The 25,154-nt window shown below is 31.1% G+C and carries 16 protein-coding genes and 1 riboswitch; all 16 genes read right to left on the reverse strand.

Going from position 1 to position 25,154, the window contains the following annotated elements:
• Positions 1-69: 69 nt before the first annotated feature.
• Positions 70-178: riboswitch (SAM riboswitch) on the reverse strand.
• Between the two features lie 234 nt (positions 179-412).
• Positions 413-1,783, reverse strand: a complete 1,371-nt coding sequence (rlmD, locus tag ACSYT2_RS17355; RefSeq protein ID WP_438385287.1) for a 23S rRNA (uracil(1939)-C(5))-methyltransferase RlmD — start codon at positions 1,781-1,783, stop codon at positions 413-415.
• 68 nt (positions 1,784-1,851) lie between these two features.
• Positions 1,852-2,211, reverse strand: coding sequence for a DUF1540 domain-containing protein (locus ACSYT2_RS17360; RefSeq protein WP_430857000.1), 360 nt, complete (start codon positions 2,209-2,211; stop codon positions 1,852-1,854).
• A 450-nt stretch (positions 2,212-2,661) separates the two neighbouring features.
• Positions 2,662-4,080, reverse strand: a complete 1,419-nt coding sequence (gene pyk / locus ACSYT2_RS17365; protein ID WP_430857001.1) for a pyruvate kinase — start codon at positions 4,078-4,080, stop codon at positions 2,662-2,664.
• Between the two features lie 68 nt (positions 4,081-4,148).
• Positions 4,149-5,108 (reverse strand): 6-phosphofructokinase, encoded by a 960-nt coding sequence (pfkA, locus tag ACSYT2_RS17370; protein ID WP_430857002.1) that lies wholly within the window; start codon positions 5,106-5,108, stop codon positions 4,149-4,151.
• 525 nt (positions 5,109-5,633) lie between these two features.
• On the reverse strand, positions 5,634-6,920 hold the full coding sequence (locus ACSYT2_RS17375; RefSeq protein WP_438385288.1) for a glycoside hydrolase family 125 protein: 1,287 nt from the start codon (positions 6,918-6,920) through the stop codon (positions 5,634-5,636).
• Positions 6,910-7,689, reverse strand: a complete 780-nt coding sequence (locus ACSYT2_RS17380) for a MurR/RpiR family transcriptional regulator (protein WP_430857004.1) — start codon at positions 7,687-7,689, stop codon at positions 6,910-6,912. The genes ACSYT2_RS17375 and ACSYT2_RS17380 overlap by 11 nt, the downstream gene beginning before the upstream one ends.
• Positions 7,690-7,803: 114 nt before the next feature.
• Complete coding sequence (locus tag ACSYT2_RS17385) at positions 7,804-10,464, reverse strand: glycoside hydrolase family 38 N-terminal domain-containing protein (protein ID WP_438385289.1); 2,661 nt, start codon at positions 10,462-10,464, stop codon at positions 7,804-7,806.
• 77 nt (positions 10,465-10,541) lie between these two features.
• Positions 10,542-11,861 (reverse strand): PTS sugar transporter subunit IIC, encoded by a 1,320-nt coding sequence (locus tag ACSYT2_RS17390; protein WP_430857006.1) that lies wholly within the window; start codon positions 11,859-11,861, stop codon positions 10,542-10,544.
• 226 nt (positions 11,862-12,087) lie between these two features.
• Positions 12,088-15,666 (reverse strand): DNA polymerase III subunit alpha, encoded by a 3,579-nt coding sequence (locus tag ACSYT2_RS17395; RefSeq protein WP_430857007.1) that lies wholly within the window; start codon positions 15,664-15,666, stop codon positions 12,088-12,090.
• A 15-nt stretch (positions 15,667-15,681) separates the two neighbouring features.
• Positions 15,682-16,629 (reverse strand): DNA-binding protein WhiA, encoded by a 948-nt coding sequence (gene whiA / locus ACSYT2_RS17400; protein ID WP_430857008.1) that lies wholly within the window; start codon positions 16,627-16,629, stop codon positions 15,682-15,684.
• Positions 16,630-16,808: 179 nt separating this feature from the next.
• On the reverse strand, positions 16,809-18,170 hold the full coding sequence (locus ACSYT2_RS17405) for a gluconeogenesis factor YvcK family protein (RefSeq protein ID WP_430857009.1): 1,362 nt from the start codon (positions 18,168-18,170) through the stop codon (positions 16,809-16,811).
• Positions 18,167-19,045 carry an RNase adapter RapZ gene (rapZ, locus tag ACSYT2_RS17410; protein ID WP_430857010.1) on the reverse strand — a complete coding sequence of 293 codons (879 nt, stop codon included), beginning with the start codon at positions 19,043-19,045 and terminating at the stop codon, positions 18,167-18,169. The genes ACSYT2_RS17405 and rapZ overlap by 4 nt, the downstream gene beginning before the upstream one ends.
• A 156-nt stretch (positions 19,046-19,201) precedes the next feature.
• Positions 19,202-19,522 carry a hypothetical protein gene (locus ACSYT2_RS17415; RefSeq protein WP_430857011.1) on the reverse strand — a complete coding sequence of 107 codons (321 nt, stop codon included), beginning with the start codon at positions 19,520-19,522 and terminating at the stop codon, positions 19,202-19,204.
• 192 nt (positions 19,523-19,714) lie between these two features.
• Complete coding sequence (gene murB, locus ACSYT2_RS17420) at positions 19,715-20,647, reverse strand: UDP-N-acetylmuramate dehydrogenase (RefSeq protein ID WP_430857012.1); 933 nt, start codon at positions 20,645-20,647, stop codon at positions 19,715-19,717.
• A gap of 138 nt (positions 20,648-20,785) precedes the next feature.
• Entirely contained in the window at positions 20,786-22,648 is a 1,863-nt protein-coding gene (uvrC, locus tag ACSYT2_RS17425) for an excinuclease ABC subunit UvrC (protein WP_430857052.1), read from the reverse strand.
• Positions 22,649-22,857: 209 nt separating this feature from the next.
• On the reverse strand, positions 22,858-25,122 hold the full coding sequence (locus ACSYT2_RS17430; protein WP_438385290.1) for a putative bifunctional diguanylate cyclase/phosphodiesterase: 2,265 nt from the start codon (positions 25,120-25,122) through the stop codon (positions 22,858-22,860).
• Positions 25,123-25,154 lie beyond the last annotated feature (32 nt).

A 25,154-nucleotide genomic window follows, 5' to 3' on the forward strand; every position in this document is an offset into this window, starting at 1 on the left:
GTAAAATGAGGCTATTTTTCTTATAAGAAAAATAGCCTCCTAGGGTAATAAATACCGTACGTGCCTGTTTTCTTATCTCTCAAACTCTACTTTGCAGGAATTAACACCATACATTTAAATGAAAAATGCTGGTTGTTGGGTTTCATTGGGCCAGTCCCTCCACCACTCTTGATAAGTTTTTATTTAATTTATAATTCATATATGTTTACTAGGAATTGTATGGTTTAATTATAACATCCTTATTTTTCTTGTCAATACAGTTTTGTATATTTTTTCTAAATATATCTTATTAATTTTATGCACAAAAAAGAACTCCCTAATAAGGAGTTCTTTTTACTATAGATATTACTTTAGATTATTTGTCAAATAATCCTCCGCAATTTTCATATTTTTTCATACTGCTCTCTAGAGCTTACTTTAATCTTGACATTAATACTACTGATTCTATGTGTGATGTTTGAGGGAACATGTCAACAGGTTGCACCTCAACAGTTCTATATCCTTTTTCCTCTAATATCTTTAAATCTCTAGCCAATGTACTTGGATCACAAGAAACATATACAACTTTCTTTGGCTTAGTTCTTCCTATAGCCTCTAATAATTTTATATCGCATCCCTTTCTTGGTGGATCTACAACAATTACATCTGCTTCTATTCCTTCTTCAATAAGATTTGGTATAATCTCTTCTGATTTTCCTACAAAGAACTCTGCATTATCTACATTATTTAACTTGGCATTTTCTTTTGCATTATTTATAGCAGCTTCTATTATTTCCACTCCATAGACCTTCTTAGCTTTTTGTGATAAAAATAATGTTATAGTGCCTGTTCCACAATATGCATCAAACACAGTTTCTTCACCTGTTAAATCAGCATATTCTAATGCCTTGTTATAAAGTACTTCTGTTTGCACAGGATTTACTTGGAAGAATGATAATGGGGATATGCTAAATTTAAATTGGCCTATGTAATCTTGTATTGTATCTGAACCATATAAAGTAATACATTCTTCACCTAATATAACATTTGTATTCTTTGGATTAACATTTAAAACTATGCTTTTAATTGCCTCTATATTTTCAACTATTAAATCCTTAAATTCATTTAAATTTGGAATATCCTTAGTAGTTACTACAAGTACTACCATTACTTCACCAGTCTTAAATCCCCTACGAATCATTATGTGTCTTAATAATCCTTTTGAATTAAACTCTCCATCTAAAGTTGCTGGTTCAATGTTGTTTTTCTTTATCCACCCTTTAGTAAGTCTAGCTACTTTATCTGCTATCTCATCTTGAATTAAACAACTCTCTAAGTCTATTATATTATGACTTCGTGGTGCATAGAAACCTATTACTACTTCACCATTTACTTTTCCAATAGGTAGCTGAACTTTATTTCTATATCTATATGGATGTTCTTCCATTCCTAATGGGGCTTTTACTAACCCTTCTGATAATCCACCTATCTTTGAAATACAATCCTTCACTCTTTCAAATTTAAAGTTTAATTGTTTTTTATAACTCATATGTTGGATAGAGCAACCACCACATCTTTTGTAATGATGACACTTAGGCACTACTCTTTCCACTGCCCTTTCTAATACTTCTTCAAGCTTTCCATAAGCATAGCTTTTCTTAACCTTTATTATTTTAACTTTAACCCTTTCACCAGTTAATGCACCTTCTATAAATATAGGATAGCTATCAATCTTAGCTATTCCTTCACCTTCATAACCTTGAGCTATTATATCTAAAATATATTCTTTATTCTTTTCTACCAACTTTTAAATCCCCTTTACATTCCTAACTTCAATAAATTATATCATATAACAATAGCCTTAGTCCTCCATTATTCTACAAATGTTTCACATCTTGTATCTACTGATTCTGTTGGATTATCACCTATAATCATAATATCCCTTGCTTCACATTTCCCATTACCATTATAAAAGCAATGTTTTGCATGACAGCATACTTCCGGGCTCATAAGTACTTCACCCATTGAAGATAGCATTTGCATTACTTCTCCAATGTAATTTGTATTACCTAAAGCTGCAATCTGGCTGACCATAGTTTCCTCCCTATAATTAGAACAATATGTCTCCCCACTGGTTGTGGAATCTATCCCCTCTATCATTATATATTCAGCTCCACATAATCCACCTTCATTATTCACACAATTTCTTGCTGTACAACTTAATTTAGTCATTACACTCATCCTCCCTTATACTTTTATAGTTAGTTTGGACAAATCAGGGAAATTTATTCTCTATTTTCCCACAAAAAAGTCGTAGCGATTATTAGGGAAGACTTTTTGGCGCATCTGCATTTCTGAAGCTTGTTTGAGGAAAATATTGCTGGCACATATATTTCTTTTTTACTCCCCTTAACTAACTTTAATAACATAATTATTTTCAAAAGTTATCTAAATTTTAATATGGATGATAATTTCCTGGAGCGTAAAAAATGCACCCTTTCGGGTGCAAATTACAGAATCAGTTGCCAATCAATTCCATATATAGATTATAGCTTATTTTTATTGATATTATACATTATATCCTAATATAAAATAATATATTTGTAAACTTTCTGTTAATAATTCTACTTATATTCTTTCAAAGAAAAAAACTCCCGATTAATCGAGAGTTTTTTTAATATATTATTCTACTACGCTTATCTTCATTAAGTTAGTAGCTCCAACCTTTGCAACTGGAACTCCTGCAGCGATTACTACAGTTTCTCCCTTATTAACAAATCCATTCTTTTCAGCTATTACAACAGACTTATCCATTATTTCATCAGTTGATTCCATTCTGTCAGCAACTATTGGATATACTCCCCATGAGAATGCTAAAGTCTTAGCAACCTTTTCATCTGGAGTTACTGCAATAATTGGGCACTCTGGTCTACATTGAGAAATTCTTCTAGCAGTAGCACCACTTTGAGTAGAAGTAATGATTGCAGATGCTTGTAATTCGCTTGCAGCATTACAAGTAGCTCTTGATATTACTCCACCAATTGCAGGAATATGTTTTTTAGCATATGAAACTGCTACTTCATAGTCTAATTGCTTTTCAGTTTCAACTGCGATTCTTGACATAGTTTCAACAGCTTCTACTGGATATGTTCCATTAGCACTTTCTCCTGATAACATTATTGCATCTGTTCCATCAAGAATTGCATTAGCAACGTCAGAAACTTCTGCTCTTGTTGGTCTTGGATTTCTGATCATTGAATCAAGCATTTGTGTAGCAGTTATAACTGGCTTTCCAGCTTGCTTACATTTATCTATGATCATTTTTTGTACTGCTGGTACTCTTTCTATTGGAATTTCAACTCCAAGGTCTCCTCTAGCAACCATGATAGCATCTGATGCTTCAAGTATTGAATCTATGTTATCAACACCTTCTTGGTTTTCAATCTTAGAGCAGATTAGTATATGTTCTCCACCGTTCTTCTTAAGTAATTCTCTTATAGCAACAACGTCAGCAACTTTTCTGATAAATGATGCAGCTATCATAGTAACTCCGATTTCACAACCGAACTTAAGATCTGCTTCATCTTTAGCAGTTAAAGCTGGAAGCTTTATTGATACTCCTGGTACGTTAACACCCTTATGAGTTCCAACTAGTCCTGTATTATTAACTACACAGTGAACCTTGTTTCCTTCTACTGATTTAACTGATAATCCTACTAAACCATCATCTATTAAGATAGTATCTCCAGGCTTAACATCGTTAGCTAATCCAGCATAAGTTACTGAACACTTAGTGGCATCACCTATCACTTCTTCACCTGCATATATTGTGAAATCTGTACCTAATTGTAATTCAACCTTATTTGGTTCGAATTTACCAGTTCTGATTTCTGGTCCTTTAGTATCAAGGATTATAGCTATTTCTTTGTTATACTTCTTAGATAATTCCTTAACTTTATTTATTCTTCCTGCATGTTCTTCATGATCACCATGTGAAAAATTATGTCTTGAAGCGTTCATTCCTGCTTCTATAATTTTTGATAATATTTCGTCACTTTCACTAGCTGGTCCTATTGTACATACCATTTTAGTCTTTCTCATGTAAATAACACTCCCTTTGTTTAATTTTGTCGCTGTTGTTATGATAAATTTAAAATTATTGGCATTTATTATTTTGATAAAACTTCAGCAATGTCATATAATTCTTGATCGAACTTTCTTTCAACTGCTAATGCTTCATCTATATCATCATCTGTTATTTTATTTCCTCTAGTTCCAATTACTCTTGAAGTTTTTCCTTCCATTAGCACTTCTACAGCCTTTGACCCCATCTTTGAAGCTAAAACTCTATCAAATGCACTTGGGCTTCCACCTCTTTGAATATGTCCTAATATTGTTGCTCTGGTTTCTATTCCAGTAACATCTTCTACTTCCTTTGCAAGTTCAAATGCTCCACCAACACCTTCTGCTAAAAGAACTAGGTTATGCATTTTCCCTGTTGCTTTTCCTTCAAGTATTGTTTTACATAATTCATTCTTATCAAAGTCTTTTTCTGGAACTATGATAGCTTCTGCGCCACCTGCAAGACCAGCATAAACTGCTATATCTCCACAGTGTCTTCCCATGACTTCCACTATAGAAACTCTTTCATGTGAAGTTGAAGTATCTCTTATCTTGTTTATTGCATCTAGCACTGTGTTTAAGGCAGTATCAAATCCTATTGTGTAATCTGTGTAAGCTAAATCGTTGTCTATAGTACCTGGTAATCCTACTGTTTTAACACCTAACTTAGATAGAAGCTTGGCTCCCATGAAAGATCCATCTCCTCCGATAACAACTAGAGCGTCTACTCCATATGCTTTAAGTATCTTAACAGCTCTTTTTCTTACCTCTTCTTGTTTAAATTCAACACACCTTGCTGTTCTTAACATTGTTCCACCTCTTTGGATAATGTCAGATACAGATGTTCTGTCCATACTAAATAGTTCTCCATTTATAAGACCAGCATATCCTCTTTGAACACCCATGACTTCTAAACCGTTGTCTAATGCAGTTCTAACAACAGCTCTTATAGCAGCATTCATTCCTGGTGCATCTCCACCACTTGTTAAAATAGCTATCTTTTTCATTTTTGTTCCTCCTTACACACCACTAGGGACCAACCAAGTCCCATATATACTAAATTTACCCACATATTGATGACCGATACTTATTGTACAAAAATTTCGGCAATTTATCAATGTAATTCACAGAACTTTTGCAACTTATTATATTAATTTGTCGTTTTCACCTATTTACAATATCTATTATACCCTAGCCAAGGTAAATTTATCGATAATTTTGAAATATTTCACGATTTAATTTTTGTAATAATTTTCATTTGATTATTTATCATTTTTTCCCTATTTTATTTTACCATTTCATTCTTTTGTTAGTATTTTTTTGTCCATTTAGTAATTAATAAGTCATTTTTTTATAAAATCCAAAGGAAAAATGATAATATTATGAAAAATAAAGTCGCTAATCTATATTAAGTTAAAAACCAGTAGTAAGCATTTATTATTGCTCGACCACTGGTTTTTATTATTCCCTAGCTTTTTCTAATTACTATAGATCGATTATTTTAGGATTACTTAAACTATAGTCTTTGGTTATTAACCTTTTATCAAAGTATCATATATGAACTTTGCAAACATAGAATTTGACCATGCAAACCATTCTCTTGTAAACTCCTCAGAATTATTACAATTAAAGCCTTCATGCATCAATCCCTTACCACCGTCAGTATTAATAAGAGTTCTTACAATGTCCATCTTTTCAGACCTATCAAGTGATGTTAACCCTTGAATAGAAAGAGCTATATGCCATATATATTCCTCAGGAGTGTGTGGACTACCTATTCCCCTAGCTTCACTTCCTTCATAATAGTAAGGATTATTTTTACTTAAAACAAACCTTCTAGTATTTTGATAAATTTCATCCCCAGCATTTCTATATCCTAAGTAAGGAATTGCAAGAAGGCTTGGTACATTTGCATCATCCATTAAATTTATATTTCCATTTCCATCAACTTCATAGGCATAAATATCGCCATATTCCTCATGATGAATAATTCCAAACTTATTTATTCCCTCTTCAATTTCTACTTTAATAGACTTAGCTTTTATTTTTAAAGATTCATCCTTATAAACTTTCTCAAAGATTTCCTCCATATATCCTAAAACAACAACTGCAAACATATTTGAAGGCAGTAAATAACCATATGTACATGCATCATCACTAGGTCTAAAACCTGACCATGTCATCCCTGTATAAGAAACTGGATTTCCCATACCCTCATTATGAAGTGTGTCTTGATATTGACAATTTAATCTTGTAAATCTATATTTAGATTTTTCAAAATGATTTTGTTCCACTGTCCATAAAGCAATTATTGTTTCTAAAACTTCCTTAACATCCTCCTTAAAAAAGCTATCATCTCCACTTTCCTTCCAGTAGTTATACATTAATCTTACAGGGTAGCAAAGGGAATCTATTTCGTACTTTCTTTCCCAAACCCATGGACTATCCTCTGTAATATCATTGTCCCACTTTTGCCCATTTGCCTCTCTATTAAATGCATTTGCATAAGGGTCAATTTTAATGCACTTAACATATCTATTAATAAGGCCTAAAAATAAATCTTTTAATACTGGATATTCATTTACAAATGGTAAATAGTGTTCTATTTGTGCTGCAGAATCTCTAAGCCACATTGCAGGGATATCTCCTGTAATTACAAAAGCATCTTCTTCCATTACATCAACTGTAGTATCAATCGTATTTATGAAACAATCGTAAAACATTTTCCTTAGTTTTTCATTCTCTAATTGCTTCCCTAACTTATTTCCTATTTCATATATACTATTTTTTATTTGCTCTAATTTTTTATTATTTTCCACTTAATACACCCTCCTCTTTAGTAGCTTGTATTCTATCAGTAATTTTTTTAGTCAATAGATTTATTGCAAGATGCTCTTGAAGCCTAGAGTCCATATCTATTCCCTCTTCCTCAACCTTTGCAACCGCAAGCTTGTAGTCTGCTAAATCTCCTATGGTTGAGTGTCCAACTTCCCCTATATAAATTATACTTACTCCATTTATTTTTATATTTTTCACAATATCAATTAATGACTTTGTTTCACCTGTTTTAGATAATATAATAACTACATCATGCTTTGTTAGATTTGATGATTCTAAATACATAAGCCAACTATCTTCCCTGTATTTGGTATCAATATTACATAAATTCAATTTTACTTCTAAAATTCTGCCTATGTAATGATTCATTCCACTTCCGCAAACCATTACCCTTTTTGCATTCATTATTTTATCAACTATTGGTTCAATTGAAATCTCTCCTAAAAGTTTTATTGTTTCAGCAAGATTTTCCTCAATAGATTCTAAAGCATCATTATTCTTATCATATCCTGTGGAAATCCTCTCTCTCTTTAAATACAATAAATCATACCTAAAGTCCCCAAAGGATCCATAGCCTAAATTTTTGATCATTCTAAATATAGTGGTTGTTGATACGCTAGTTTCATCCGCAATCTTCTGTATTGTAATATCAGGTTTTATTTCAATATTTTTTAATAAATTCTCAAAACATTGCTTTTCTGTTTTAGTCAAGTATTTCTCATTTTCTTGATACATCTTTAGTAAACTCATTAATCCCACTACTCCTTCTAAATTAAAGCTTTAGACCAGCTGTAATATTAATATTATACAAGATTTAATCTAATAAGAAACACTTAACTTAAACATTTACATATATATAACCTCTTATTTTATTATTATAGTTACAAAACTTTCTTTTTTAATATATGGAATAGTAATCATACCATTATCAAGTGATAATATTGCCTCTTCTCTCTCCCTTAAAGAACTTAAATATGCCTTTTCTTCTCCAATGTTAACCTTAATATTAACATTATGAATATCATCTTTGCTTGGATTTAATATTCTTAAAACATATCCATCTCTATTTTCAGCTTTCTTAAATGCAGTCAACTCTACATTTTCAGGTAACTCTAATATAGAATTTTCCCAAGGTCTTGCCTCATTCTTTTCTCTCTTAAATATATTTAATTGTCTAGATGGTACATCAACATTAAGCATGTTCGCTTCTCTAAATAATCTTCCAACTTCCTCACCTTCTCCAAGGAATAATGAATATTCAAAAGTTAATTTCTTTAAAAGCTGAGATGATGGTGCATCTAATCTATATCCTGAACTTCTTCCTGGTCTTATTAATAAATCTGCTTTCCCAAACTTACCAATACCTCTAAATAAGGTTAGTGCAATTTCCTTATTGTTGTAAATCATATATTCACAAGGACCCTTACTAAGTACTGCAAATGTATTTTTCGTATTATTAAGCTTAACAAATCTTTGCATTGGATAAATCGGTAGTTCTTCCTCTGTTGCTCCATTTTTAAGACCAACTTGATCCAATATTCTATTATTTCTAACTATAGTTCCAAAGTGATCTTGTGAAAGACTTTCTTCACTACACTCAACATCCTCGAATACAGCTTTAATAATATGATCCTTTGCTTTATTATCTATTGTTGTTCTAAAATCAACTTTATGTGATTCATCCTTTAAAGATACCTCAGTAATTATTTCAGAATTAACCATTTCATCTGATCTCTTATGATCTCTACATTCTAAAGGTGTTTCAATATTAAATATAATCTTAAATTTAACCTCATAGCCTGTATTCTCCATTAATTCAATAATTGGAGTTAACTCTTTTGTTGTAATTACCTTATCCTCTACTGGCGGTGAGAAATTATATTCATCTCCATCATCACCAGCCTCCTCAAAGTAATGTACATTCTCATAATTAATGTTATTTGATTTATTTAAAATATTTAATGTTCCATTATCATTAATTTTCACCTTCAAATAATTATTTTCAAAGGTTCTTTCATCTATTAATTTAACACTACCGCAAACTTCTTCTTCAAACTTTTCTCCATAACAAACTTTAATTACCTTGTATCCCATTTTAGGTAATATATCACCCTTAATTTTCACTTGTACATTAAATTTTGTTCCTTCAATAATTTCAGCTGCATCATGATAATTTTCAGTTCCATTGTAGTTTTCAATTTCCGTATTAATTTTCTCCATATTTTCTACTGTAACAAATGGTATTATATTATCATTCTCATCTTTCAATGTAAATTCCGTATCTTTACATATAAAGTTTAATAGTACTAGATCATTTCTCTTATAAGGAAGTGTATTAAATAATACAACAACTTCTTCATTTTCCTTAACCGATGTAAAATCAAGTTTATCCTTTAGTGTTCTTAAATTTAACCATATAAGTTCATTAAGTCCATGTCTTAAATTTAATAACCTATTTTTAACAGTTTCATTTATTGACTCTGGTGAAGATGAATATATTGAGTCATGGAATTGATTTTTAAAAATAGTCTTCCAATAATAATTAGTTATTGATTGATCATATTTTCCGCCAATAGTACTACTAATTATTGACATAGGCTCTACTACAAGGGGTAACATTACCTCATATTTTTTCATCTCATTTTTAATATCCATTCTTGTCGAGGTTATACCTGCATGTATTCTTCCAAGGGCAGCTGATTTTGCTTCACCTTTAAATACTTCAAGTCTTCTATTAGAAGATTTTATTTTCTTTATTACTTCCTTTGAAAACATCTCAGGATTTGATTGCTTTATAGTATAACCATCTTTTTCAACCATCTCTTCAAGCTCAGCAATTGTTTTTGCAATACTTTCTTGTGGCTTAGTATGATCACTTCCGCCCATTAATAGTATTTCACCATCTATAAATCTATTTTCAACTTTTTCTGTAAAGCCCATTATATCTTTATATGCATCCTCTTTATCCTCAGGTAAGTATCTATAATATCCATAACCTAGTGGAAAATGTATTGTTAAAATATTGTCCCCATTTGGTGCTTCCCATAAAAATACCGAATCCTCTGTATACTCATAGTTGAAACCTCTCCAAACGAAAAGTGACTTCATCCCAAGTTCTTTGAAAATTTGTGGAGTTGACTGTATTTGTCCAAATGCATCTGGTATCCATCCACACTCCATACAATGACCAAGATTTTCTGCAATATTACTTCCAATAATTAAATTTCTAAGTAATGACTCTCCACTAACTAAAGCTAGATCAGGCTGAGTATACCAAGGGCCTATGAATATTCTTCCTTCCTTGACAAACTTACTTATTTTTTCTCTGTTTTCAGGTCTTATTTGAAGATAATCCTCTACAACTGCAGTTTGCCCATCATATGTAAAATATTTATATTCACTGTTTGTTTCTAATATATCTATAAGCATATCAAACATATATACTGATCTAATTCTGTATGTATCTGATGACCTTAGCCATTCTCTATCCCAATGAGTGTGATTAATATAATGTATATTTTTCATTTCTTTCACCTTCTGTTGCTATATTTTTTAGGACTAAGAATGCTAACCCTCTTAGTCCTATTGTATATGAGAGACGATTAAGCCTCTTGGTTCATCTTATTTTGTTTAAGTTGTAACTTTAAGAATGGTGAATATAAAACCATATCTAATACAAATAGTAATGCATATAAAATTACTGGTGACCATTTAAATGCTGCTAAAACTAATACATTTAAAAATGCTGGCTCTGCCCCAGAGTTTAATACAACCAATGGAGTAACAAGCCCTGAGCTTATTGCAAAGAATGCTATAATCGCATTTATTACTGGTACAAATACAAATGGAATAAACATTATTGGGTTTAATACTATTGGTAAACCAAATGTTAATGGTTCATTTATTCCAAAGAATCCTGGTATTAATGAAACCTTTCCAACTGCTCTTTCAGCTGATCCCTTTGGTGCAACCATTAATATTAATACAACAAGTGCTAATGTTGAACCTGATCCACCTATCATTGCATAAACGTTACTTAATGTATTTGGCGCTACTTGAGTGATTGCATCAAAGCTTCCTGTTTTTAGATATAAATCAATATGTTCCATAAATATTGGCATCCATAATACTGATATTAATCCCCACATAATTGAAAATCCGTGAATTCCAAAGAACCAAAGTAATTGCATTATAATGATTACAATAATTACTGCTGGTAAGCCTGTCCCAATTCCTGATAAAGGTGTTACAATTGTTTCTGCTACAAGCTTTTGTAATGATTCAAATCCAAAACTTTCTACCACTACTCTTAATGTGGAGAATAGGAATAATACTAAAAAGAATGGTATTATTGCCCTAAATGAATCCATAATCATCGGTGGCACTGAATCTGGTAATTTAATTGTAAACTTTGATGCTATTAACTTTGAATATATATAAGCTGTTAATAGACCTATTATTAACCCTGTAAACACACCTTCGTAATTGAAAAAATTCGGTGTATATGCTGAAATTGTTTCTGTTCCAAGTATAATTTTATCTGGTATTGTTACAAAGTAAGTTACTAGTGCAATTAGTGATGTTACTACTGGCGTTACTTTTGGGTTATTCTCTTTTAAATGATTAGAATAAAAATATGATGATGATATAACTATAATTATTCCAACTAACCCCATTGCAACTATATTTATGTTTCCAAATATACTAAGTATCTTCCCTAAAAGTCCGTCTAATGGAACTCCCCATTCATTAAACCAATAATCCCCCTGTGACTTTACAAGTCCTGTTAAAGAACCTACTACAGTAAAAGGCATACTTAATATGAATGCATCTTTTATTGCCATTAATAAACTATTACTTGCTACCTTTCCAGCTATTGGTGAAAGGTATCTTTCTAATGCTTCTAGAAATTTATTATACATTATCCTCACTCCTTACAATTTTTCTTTAAGTTTATTATTTTGATATCATTTACAACCTCATTATATTTGATATCATTTACAAAACAAATTACTAAGTTCGTAAAATTTTTACTTTCTTTTACACTTAAAAATTACATGTACCTGAGCATTATAATATATCAAAAATACATGGATAATTTTATAGGTGAATAAATAAAAAAGAAGGGTAATTTGCTCACCCTTCTCCTTAACCTTCTATTAATTTTACGTTATCCTCGCCAAACTTATCTTTTATTATTTCGATCACTTCTGTCTCAGTATCTATCCATCTATCATTTGGTAATCTATAATATTGTCTTTTATCTGCCGCAAAAATATATACTGCTGTATTACCATTATTCCCTTTAATAATGTCTTTCATCTGATGACTTACCTCTTTAGCCCTTGCTTCATTCTCAACTCTTATATATAGTTTATCTGAATTTACTTTTTCTAACCCTTCTATGCTTTCACATATTAGTTTAGGTAGTTCATCTTCCTTAATACTAATTCTGCCTTTAATCTTTACTAATGAATCCTGCTGTATTAAGCTTCTAAGCCTATCTAGTGCCTTAGGGAAAACTATCACCTCTATTGTACCTGTTAAATCCTCAAGCTTCAAAAAGGCCATCATAGTATTATTTCTTGTTACTTTTTGATTTACCTCAGTTAGTATTCCACCTAAAATAACCGTATCATTATCATTTATAGGAGGATCTTCAACTAAACCTTCTACATCTATCTCATTAGTTAAACTTTCTTGTAACATTTCATATGATTTAAATACTGTATCAATGGTGGTTGATGTCTGTAATTCTAAACTCTTTTTGTACTCATCTAATGGATGTCCTGAAAGGTATATTCCAGTCATCTCTTTTTCCATTGCCAGGATATGTTTCTTATTAAACTCTTTTATATTTGGATAATTAGCTTTTGGTAAATCTATTGCTTCTTCTGCTATTCCAAATAAGCTAATCTGCCCATCTATATTTCTCTTTCGTTCACCTGAAACACCATCCATTATTTTTTCAAAAACAGCTAATTGCTTTGACCTAAATACTTTGAACCTATCTAAAGCACCTGCCTTAATTAAACTTTCAACAGCTCTTTTATTTACAGATGATAAGTCTATCTTATCTACAAAATCTTCTAAAGAAGTAAATTCTCCTTTTAATTTTCTTGCCCTTACAATACTTTCAACTACATTCCAACCAACGTTTCTTATTGCTGCAAGGCCAAACCTTATACTATCACCCTTAACTGTAAATTTAGAATAACTTTCATTTAAATCCGGTGGTAATACCTGTATTCCTTGGCTTTCAGCAAATTTAATATAATGTGCTACCTTTTCACTAGTACCCATTACTGAGTTAAGCATGGCAGCTATTGTTTCTACAGGATAGTATTTCATTAAATATGCAGTCTGATATCCAACTACAGCATAAGCAGCCGCGTGACTCTTATTAAATGCATAGGATGCAAAATCCATCATGGAATCAAATATTTTATTACCAGCTTCTTCACTTATTCCATTTCTAATACATCCTGGTACTTCAATATTACCCTTATCATCTACTATTCCATATATAAAGTTTCTTCTTTCTTCTTCCATAACTTTATGTTTTTTCTTTGACATGGCTCTTCTAACCATATCACTTCTTCCCATAGAATATCCGCCAAGCTTTCTAACTATCTCCATAACTTGTTCTTGATATACCATTACTCCGTAAGTTACATCTAGTATTTCTTCTAATTCTGGTACTATGTATTGAACTTTATCAGGATTCCTTTTGCACTCCACATACTTAGGAATCTCCGCCATAGGACCTGGTCTATAAAGGGAAATACCTGCTATTATATCCTCTAGATTATCTGGTTTTAATTCCTTCATGAAGGAAGTCATCCCAGGTGATTCTAATTGGAATACCCCAGCAGTTCTACCTTCTCCTAGCATCTTATAAACTTCTTTATCATCAAAATCTATTTTATCTAGGTCGATTTCTTTCCCTCTATTTTCTTGAATCATCTTAACTGCATCATTCATTACAGTTAAAGTTCTAAGGCCAAGGAAATCCATTTTTAATAAGCCTAACTCTTCAAGGGTTGTCATACCAAATTGAGTTACAATCATTTCATCATTCTTTTGAAGTGGTACGTATTCCACTAAAGGCTTAGATGCAATAACCACTCCTGCAGCATGAGTTGATGAATGCCTTGGTAATCCTTCTAGATCCTTACTAATATCTATTAAATGTTTTACTCTTTCATCAGTGTCGTAAGCAGATTTAAGCTCTGGATTTAGCTCTAATGCCTTATCTATGCTGATTCCAAGCATTGTAGGAATCATCTTAGCTATTCTATCAACCTCTGCATAGGAGTAATCCATTGCTCTTCCTACATCTCTTATACAAGCTCTAGGAGCCATTGTTCCAAATGTAATTATCTGTGATACATCCTCTACTCCATATTTATCTACAACATAATCTATAACTTCCTGTCTTCTTTCATAACAGAAATCAGAATCGATATCTGGCATACTTACTCTTTCTGGATTTAAAAATCTTTCAAATAGTAAGCTATATTTTATTGGATCAATTTTAGTAATTCCTAATGTAAAGGCTACTATTGATCCTGCCGCTGATCCTCTTCCTGGTCCTGTAGGTATACCATTTTCATTAGAAAACCTTATAAAATCCCAAACTATTAGGAAGTAATCAACATATCCCATTTGGTTAATTATATCTAACTCATATTCAAGTCTATCAACATATTCCTTTGCATTACTATCCTTCTCTGCTAATTTAGTAATAGCCTCTAAATCAAAGGGCTTTTCAACTAATTCACTAAATACCTCATACCTTTCTATTAGTCCCCTATAACAGGTTTCTTTAAGATATTCATAAGGTTCTCTACCTTCTGGCAATGGGAACTTAGGTAGCTTAGATTCATGGAATTTATAATCAAAATTACATTCCTCTGCAATCTTAATTGTATTTTCTAATGCCTCTGGTACATAAGAAAACATATCCCACATCTCTTCTGGAGATTTTAAGTAAAATTGATCTGAAGGATATCTCCTTCTATTTTCATCATCCACTGTCTTTCCCGTCTGTATACACATTAATATATCATGTGATGCTGAATCCTTCTGTTCTATGTAATGAACATCATTAGTAGCAACTAAAGGAATTCCAGTTTCTCTTGATATTCTTATATTTCCTTCATTAACCTTTCGCTGCTCTTCCATTCCATGATTCTGTAATTCTACATAGAATCCATCCTTAAATATATCCCTATAAAGTAAAGCTACTTCCTTCGCCTTCTCATAATTATCCTTTAATAAATAACTCTGTACTTCTCCTCCTAGACAAGCACTCAAAGCAATAATACCCTCACTATGTTCTCTTAAATACTCATGGTCTACTCTCGGCTTATAATAAAACCCCTCTATAGATGCTTGAGAAACTATTTTCATTAAATTTTCATACCCTACTTCATTCTTAACTAAAAGTACTAAATGGTTTGTATGATTCTCCTTATCCACCTGTTTTATATGCATTGATTTACTTGCCACATAAATCTCGCATCCTAAAATTGGCTTGATTCCTTGTTCCTTGGCCTGCTTATAAAAATCAACACAGCCATACATGACTCCATGGTCTGTAATGGCTATGCTTTCCATACCAAGTTCTTTTGCTTTTTTAATAAGTTTTGGAATCTTTCCTGAACCATCTAGTAAACTATATTCAGTGTGAAGATGTAGGTGACAAAACTTCTTATCTCCCATTCATTCACTTCCTTTCTATTCACTAGCTCTTAATTCTTCTGCTATCTTTTCAATCTTTCTTAATCTATGATTAACTCCTGATTTCCCTACTGGTGGTTCAAGCATCTCACCTAATTCTTTTAATGATTCATCAGGATAATTTAATCTAAGTTCAGCTATTTCCCTAAGGTTCTTAGGTAATCTTTTTAATCCTATTTGAGACTGAATAAGCTTTATGCTTTCAACTTGTCTAACTGCTGCATTTACTGTTTTTGATAGATTTGCAGTTTCACAGTTTACAAGCCTATTTACATTATTTCTCATCTCTTTCATAATTCTTATATTCTCAAGCTCTAATAATGAGGTATGAGCCCCTACAATATTTAATAAATCAACTATTTGCTCTCCCTCTTTTATGTATATAATAAATGAATTTTTTCTTTGTATAACCTTTGAGTTTAATCCATAGCTATTTATAAGCTTACATAAATCAATAGCATACTCTTCACTATGAGTAACAAACTCTAAATGATATGTTTTTTCAGGGTTACTTACACTACCGCCACCTAAGAAGGCCCCCCTAATGTATGCTCTTTTTTCTTCATCTCCACTTATCATCTCTTCTTCTATTCTGTAGTCTAAACTCATTACTCCATCTATATCTCTCAATATCCCAGTATCTCTAAGTAAATCCCTTACACCCATTTCTTCATCAATAAGAACCATGTATATATTATTTTTCTTTAATGAATTACTCTTCTTAACCATTAATCTAGAGTGAATATCAAAATGTTCCTTAAGTAATGTAAATATTAATCTAGCACTAGCTGGATTTTCTGTAGTTATCTTAAAGGATAGTCCCTTTCCGCTAAATCCAATGGTTCCTCCTACCTTCATTATTGCCGAAATTTGAGCTAAAGCTTCTGATTTACTTATATCTGTATATCGGCTTATTTCTCCTTTTACCTTTGATGAAAATGACATATGGTATTCTCCTTCTATCTATGATTAATCAATAATTTTCTATGTAATATGATATTTAATTATAGCATAAAATATTTAACTTAACGAGGCTAATGAAAGTTCTAATCCATAGAAATAAATAGCACTTATATATGATTCTAACCATTATGTTATAAACCAAAAATAAGTGCTATTTCATATTAATTTTTGTTTGATTCCTTCTCAGCTTTCTCCTCTTTCTCCCTTTCCTTTATACGCTGGGATAAATACATATATTCTATTATCTTCTTTCTATCATACAATAACTTTTTCTCCATTATTGTATCAACAAGAACTTCTGCAAGACGTTCAGAATCATGTTTTATAAAACCTTTTTTAACCTTAATAATATTTTCAGCTACTAAGTCAACACCTAACTCTTTAACTATATTCTTATCAAGGTCAACCATTTCTGATCCTTCTTCAATATATCTCTCTAAAAGTTTATCAGATACTCGTCCTGAATTTGCTATGACACAATCAACAATATCCTTTCCACCATACTTTTTCAGTACCTTTAAATGGTCAGATACTGAAAATCCGTCAGTTTCTCCTGGTTGAGTCATTATATTTGATATATAAATCTTATATCCACTACTCTTTCTTACTGCCTGGCTAATCTTTTTTACTAGCAAATTAGATATGACACTTGTATAAAGACTACCCGGTCCCATTACTATAGCATCTGCTTCTTTTATTGCTTCTAATGCCTCTTCTAAAGGTTCAGCATTTTCTGGATTAATCTTTAATTTTTTAATTTTTGATTTTTGCTTTATAGCTTCTTCAGGAATTTGAGATTCGCCACATACCTTGTTTCCATTTTCCAAGTATGCTACAAGATGCATGTCATCTAGGGTAACTGGCAGTACTTTACCTGTTACAGCTAAAACCGAGCTCATTTTTTGAACTGCATCTTCAAAGTTATCTGATACTCCTGCCATAGCTGCTAAAAATAAATTCCCAAAACTTTGATTTTTTAATCTTCCATCTTGAAATCTATATTGTAGCAATTCCTCCATTAAAGGCTCTGTATCAGCTAATGCTAAAATACAGTTTCTTATATCACCTGGTGGTAACATTCCTAGATCTTCTCTCAAATCACCAGAACCTCCACCATCATCACCAACAGTAACTATTGCTGTAATATTAGATGTGTAATACTTAAGTCCCCTTAACATTGTAGATAATCCAGTTCCCCCTCCAATTACCACTATTTTAGGACCTCTAACCAAAAGTCTTTTTTCATATATCAAACTTTCGATCTTTTTACTATCAAGAGATACCTTTAGATACCCCTTATTAACTAAAACTAAAATTGACTTCATTGCCTCAGTTACTGAAATATAAATAACAAATATACCAGTCAAGTTAAGAAATATATAAAAAATCTTATAATATATATGATAGAGTCTATGATTAACAAGTTCAGTAAAGCCAAATGCTATCAACAGTACCCCTAATACTCCAAATATAAGCCATCTCTTAACCTTTATCCCTGGCTTTAACCAATCTGCAAGCCTCATAGTTTCTTGACTCCTTTATGAAGATCCTCACTTATATCCCTATGTTCTATTCTAGCATTAAAATTATCCTTAACTAATCTTTCATGTATCTCATTAGCAATTGCTACTGAACGATGTCTTCCGCCTGTACATCCTATTGATATTATAAGTTGTCTCTTACCTTCTTTTATATAATTAGGTATTAAGAACTTTAACATATCCTCTAATCTTGTAATAAACCCCTTCGTTTCATTTTGATCTAAAACGTATTTTTTAACTGGTTCATCACTTCCAGAATACTTTTTCAACTCTGGTATGTAGAAAGGATTTGGTATAAATCTCACATCAAAAACTAAATCCGAATCAACTGGAATGCCGTATTTGAATCCAAAACTTAATACAGTTACTGATAAATCTTTCTCTGGAACGTCGCTTTCTCCATAATACTTAGTTATCTTTTCTCTTAAATCCCTTATTGCATACTTAGATGTATCAATAATTATATCTGCTCTATCTTTAACTTCTCTAAGCTTCTTTCTCTCTTCATTTATTCCATTTAACACCCTTCCTTGAGGTGATAATGGATGGCTTCTTCTAGCTTCCTTAAACCTCTTAACTAAAACCTCATCAGATGAATCAAGGAATAATATTTCATACTCAAACTCATTATTTTTTAAGAACATTAATGATTCGAATAAATCATCAAAGAATATTCCACCTCTTATATCTATTACTAATGCCACCTTTTCAATTGCCCCTGTATTACAAGCTTCTGCAAACTTAGGGATAAGCTTTGGTGGTAAATTATCTACACAAAAGTAGCCCATATCTTCTAAACTTTTTGTTGCTTCTGTTTTTCCTGCTCCTGATAATCCCGTTACTACCACAAATCTCATGGGTATCCCTCCTATCGATGTTACTCTATACGTATATTATATCATAGATTATTTTTTTAAGACCCAAATTTAAAAGATTAACAACATCTTAAAAAAAGGATTAAAAATAAATAAAAAAAGAGTAAGATTAATCATACTCTTTTAAATAAAACTGTACTAATATATTCGTTTTTTTATCTTGTCATCTACACTGTTGGCTAGACTATTCCAACTTCCAGCTGATGCTACTGTTAATACAAGTCCTGCTAATCCACCTACTGTTCCAAAGTAATACATGCCTAGCGTCATAATTATTACAGCACCTGCCATAATAAATAAGCTGTTCCCAAAATCCTTTGCAACCTTGTCCACTTTTTTTATCTTTAATAATCGTTCCTCTGTTATTGCAGGAATCAATGATATCTTCTTGTTAAACCTTACTAGTACTCCAAATATAGCTAATCCAACACCTGCTATTCCCATTACAATTGTGCCCATATTATCCCTCCAGCTTCCTTTATCTACTAATTATACCATTTAAACAATTACATTTCAAAGAATAACTTATGTAGCTATGTAAGATCCCCAATATTCTTTTCCCCGTTTTTTAAATAAGAGAAGATGGTTAATTCTAAATTTTTAGAATTAACCATTTTCTCTATAAATGATATTTAAACAAGTAAAATATCTTTACTCTTCTATTTCTATACTGTCTTCACCTAAAATTCTTACTTCAGGATGTAGGTCAACATCAAATTGCTTTTTAACTTCTTCCTGAATATGAGATATTAAGTCTAATATATCCTTAGCCTTAGCTCCACCCCTGTTAATTACAAAACCTGAATGCTTCTCAGAAACTGCTGCTCCACCTATGGCAAAGCCTTTTAACCCAGCATCTTGAATCAACTTACCTGCAAAATGTCCCTCAGGTCTTTTAAAGGTGCTTCCTGCAGACGGATACTCTAATGGCTGCTTTTCTTCTCGTTTCAAAGTCAATTCATCTACTCTTGCTTTAACCTTCTCTTCTTCTCCATTATTTAGTTCAAAGGTAGCACTAATAACAATAAACCCATCCTTCATAACTCTTGAAGTTCTATATCCTAATTCAAGCTCATCCTTGGAATAAGTAACAATATTTCCCTCATTATCTATAATTTCTGCTTCTTTAATTACATTTTTTACTTCACCATCATATGCACCTGCATTCATGAATACTGCTCCGCCTACGGATCCCGGTATCCCACATGCAAATTCAAATCCAGTTAACGAATTTTTTACTGCCTCTGCAGAAACATCCTTTAATAAGGCTCCAGTCTCAGCTTTCACTTCATTTCCATTAACTTGAATAGTATTTAAAGCACTTAACTTTATAACTACTCCCCTAATTCCACCATCTTTAACTAGGAGATTAGATCCATTTCCTATCACATAGTAAGGTATATTCTTTTCTTTGCATATTTTAAGAGTTTCTACTATCTGTTCAACACTAGAGGGATTTAATAGTATGTCTACTGGTCCACCTACTTTGAAGTATATATGTTCACTCATATTTGCATTTGTTTCTAATTGATTATCTGAATATATTTTTTGGAATAAATCCTTATATTTTAAATATTGATGCATGCTAAACTCCTCAACCTCTTAATTACTTATTTTTAACAAGAAAGTCTTATTTTAATAGTATAAAATAAATGACTTTATTAAACAAGATACAACTTCGTAACTTTTATCAATATATTATAGCATAATACAATGAATTTGTTACTTTCCTTTAAAATAGGTTACAATACTCTCTGCACTCTTCCTATCTATTGATGGTGTCTCTAATAATTCCTCAACTGATGCCTTCTTTATATTTTCCACACTACCAAATCGTGTTAATAGAGCTATTCTTCTCTTCTCTCCAACATTAGGTATATCATCAAGAACTGAATGTAGAGTTCTTTTATCTCTTAATGCTCTATGATATGTGATTGCAAATCTATGAACCTCATCTTGAATTCTTCTTATAAGTTGCATTAAGTTAGAACTTCTGTTAATCATAACCTCTTTATTATTATAGATAATTCCTCTTGTTTGGTGCTTATCATCCTTAACAAGACCGCAAACATTAATATCTATATTCAAATCCCTCAATACTTCTAATGCTACATTTACCTGTCCTTTTCCCCCATCCATCATTATAAGATCAGGGAAGTTTGAAAATTTACCTTTAGAGAAATCTAAATTTCTTTCTTGTATTTCCTGTATTTCTCTTAATCCATGCTCAAATCTCCTAGTTAAGATTTCTCGCATACTATTATAATCATTGGCACCTTTTACAGTTTTTATTCTAAACTTTCTATAATCACTATTTTTTGCCTTTCCACCTTCAAAAACAATCATAGTACCAACAGAGTCAACCCCTTGTATATTTGATATATCATATGCTTCTATTCTGTGAGGCGCTTCATCTAACTCTAAAACTTTCTGTAGCTCTTCCGTTGATATTTTATTAATTTCTTTCTCCCTTAATATTTTATCTTTAAACTGTTCTAATGTTAATTTTGCATTATCCTTAACCATTTGTAATAGATCTTTTTTATCTCCCTTTTGAGGAACCTTAATCCATACCTTTGATCCTCTTTTTATCGTTAGAAATTCTTCTAATAGATCTGCATCTTCCACTTTAGGGACATAAATATTTTTAGCAATTTTAGCAGTACCTCCATAGAAACTTATCATAAAGTGAGATAATATCACCTCATCTAATTCATCTGCACTGTTTTCTATCATAAAATCTTCCCGCCCTGTAATCTTACCATCCCTTAAGAAGAATATCTGTATACATGTATCTTTTTCATCTTTATATAAATTTATAAAGTCCTCATCACCTTCAGATACTCTAAATATCTTTTGTCGTTCCACCAAGTTATCTATAGCATGTATCTTGTCTCTAAATGAAGCTGCCTTTTCAAATTCAAGGGCCATGGATGCCTTATGCATTTCATCCTTCAATCTAGCTACTATACTTCTATCTTTTCCACTCAGTATATCCATAATTTCAGATATTATCTTATTGTAATCTTCTTTTGAGATATGTCCTCCACAAGGCGCACTACATTTCTTTATATGATAATTCAAACAAGGTCTAGTTGGTGGTTCTCCCTCAACTATACTTTTTTTACATGTTCTTATTGGGAATACTTTTCTTATTAAATTTATTGTTTCATGTACTGCTGTCACATTTGTATATGGTCCAAAATACTTATTTCCATCCCTAACAAAGTTCCTAGTAATAAATACTCTCGGAAAATCCTCATTTGTTGTTACCTTTATAAAAGGATAAAATTTATCATCCTTTAATGCAATATTATATTTAGGACTATACTTTTTAATTAAATTACACTCTAAGATGAGTGCCTCCATCTCTGAATCCGTTACTATATACTCAAATTCTGATATATTCTTAACCATACTCTTAACCTTTTCTGAGTGGTTTTTAGAATTTTGGAAGTACTGTCTAACTCTATTTTTAAGTATCTTAGCTTTTCCTACATATATAATCTCTCCTAAAGAGTTTTTCATTAAATAAACACCTGGTTTATCAGGCAATATCTTTAATTGATATTCAAAATCAAAAATTTTAGTCACCCCCATTGAGTAGTCTTAAATATTATTATACTCATTTTTATTGCTTATTCTATCCTTTTATAAAATCTTATTTAATAACAAAATAAAAGAACCCTCATTTTCATGGTCAATAACTCTACGAGTTCTAACCTTTCAAGAAATATAAGAGTTCCTATTCATATTCAAAAATAATTTTCATATTGCATAATGAAAACTTATAGCTATCTTATCTGTTTTTGTAAATAATTATCTAACTCATCATCCCCCATAGGTTTACCGTACAAAAACCCTTGCAGTTGATTACAACCAATTAACTTTAGATAGCTTGCTTCTTCCTTAGTTTCAACCCCTTCTCCAACAACATTTAATTTCAAACCATGAGCTAACTCAACTATTAATCTTGCAACCATTCCTTTCTTATTATTCTTATTTACCCCCTTAACAAACTTCCTATCAATTTTCAACTCATCAATAGGTAAGTTTATTAATTGGTTAAATGATGAGAATCCACTTCCAAAGTCATCCATACAAACTTCTACACCAATAGTATTTAATTCATTAATTATTTTTATTGCAATATCTAAATTCTTTATTATCATTCCTTCTGTTATCTCAATTTTTAAATATTTAGATGGTACATTATGCTTACTTAATGCCTCTTTAACTTCTACCAACAATTCGCCTTCTACAAAGTGCTTTGGAGATATATTAACTGATATCTGCATATTTATATTATCCTTATCTCTTAACTCTCTAATTTTTTCACAACTCTTTAATAGTGCAAATCTATCTATAGATGCTATAAGATTCCTCTCTTCAGCTATTGGTATAAATACTGAAGGCTTAATTTCTCCTAACTCTTTGTTTCTCCATCTAACAAGGGCTTCTAAGGAAACTATTTCTTCTGTATCACAGTTAACTTTAGGCTGATAATATAGTGTAAACTCATTATTCTTTATTGCATTAATTATTTCCTTCTCTATCTTATGCTTCTCCGTGAATACCTTTTTTGTTTCTTCATTAAATACCTCTAAGTAACCTCCTCCATTCTCTTTTGACTTATACATTGCTATATCTGCATATTTCACTATAGAATTAATATCTTCACCATCATCTGGATATATGCTTACCCCCATGCTTGCAGTTACTTCTATCTCCTTTTTATCAATAATAAATCTATCTTTTAAAATTTCAATTATACTATCTCCCAATATTCTTGCCTCTGTATCTTCTTTTATAGTGGCGACTACTACGAATTCATCTCCTCCCAATCTATAAACATAAGTCTTATCTGATACTATACTTCTCATTCTTTCTGCTATTAAGAATAATAACCTATCTCCTGTGTCATGACCTAAAGTATCATTTATCTGCTTAAATCTATTGATATCAAAGAAAATTATAGCAACTTTATTTTCAATATCTTTAATATTTGCTATTCCTTCTAACTGCTCCATAAAATTAAATCTATTCGGTAAATCTGTTAGTATATCGTAATATGCTTGCTTGTGGAGCTTCTTCTTAGATAATATCAATTCCTTAGTTTGATTTTCTAACTTCTTATTTAAACTCTTACTCTCTAATAACTTATCCCTCAAACTAAAAGCAACTTCTTTGTAGTTATTAATTAATGAGTTTATTTCAACAACATTACTATTTGGCCAATCAATCCTATCAAGAAGATTTATCTCTTCAACCATTCCCCTTGTACTTTTAGCTAGGTTTCTTAAACTTCTGAAAATCTTCTTATTAATTAAAAATATTATACACAATGCAATAACTGAGAATAATAGAATCAATCTAAATTGCTCCACTCCCTCTCTATACACAATATCTATATAATTATTAAAGTGAAAGTTATCATTTTCATTCATCCATTCATATGCCTTTAATGTACTAATAAAGAAATTATACACAAATGGAAATACTATTATTACTATCAAAGTATGAAAGATGCAATCCTTAAAATATATCTCATATTTTTTCCCTAGCCATCTTCTTATGGGAATATACGTAACTACCAATTCTGCTATAACTGCATTTATAACTGCATTTGTCGTATCCTTCAATATTAAAAATAATGTGTACTCATTATTTAAATTCCTTAAACTAATATTATTTACTACTAAGTATATTGGTACTCCAACAATAAGCCAAAATAATAAATCCTTAACTATTAAGTCAATGGTTTTATTATATCTATCAAATATTCCTATGAATATTATTTCTATAATAATATATATACTGCTCGGACTAACGTCAAAAAAAATCGAAACTGTGTAAATTAATATACTTACTATCAAACTTCTCCTAAAGCCCCATACACTAAATATTATTAACAAAAATATACTTGATAGATTAAATGTTATTCCAAATACAAAATTAATCTGATTTATTCGAAATAAAAATGCTACTAAGCTTAGGATTATAAATAATAATTCACTAAAAATATTAATATTTTTTCTATATCCTAAATCATCAAGCATATCTATTCCTCCAATTAAACTTAAATATCGTT

This window comes from Clostridium zhoujianii, from assembly GCF_051590805.1.
Taxonomy (GTDB): Bacteria; Bacillota; Clostridia; order Clostridiales; family Clostridiaceae; genus Clostridium.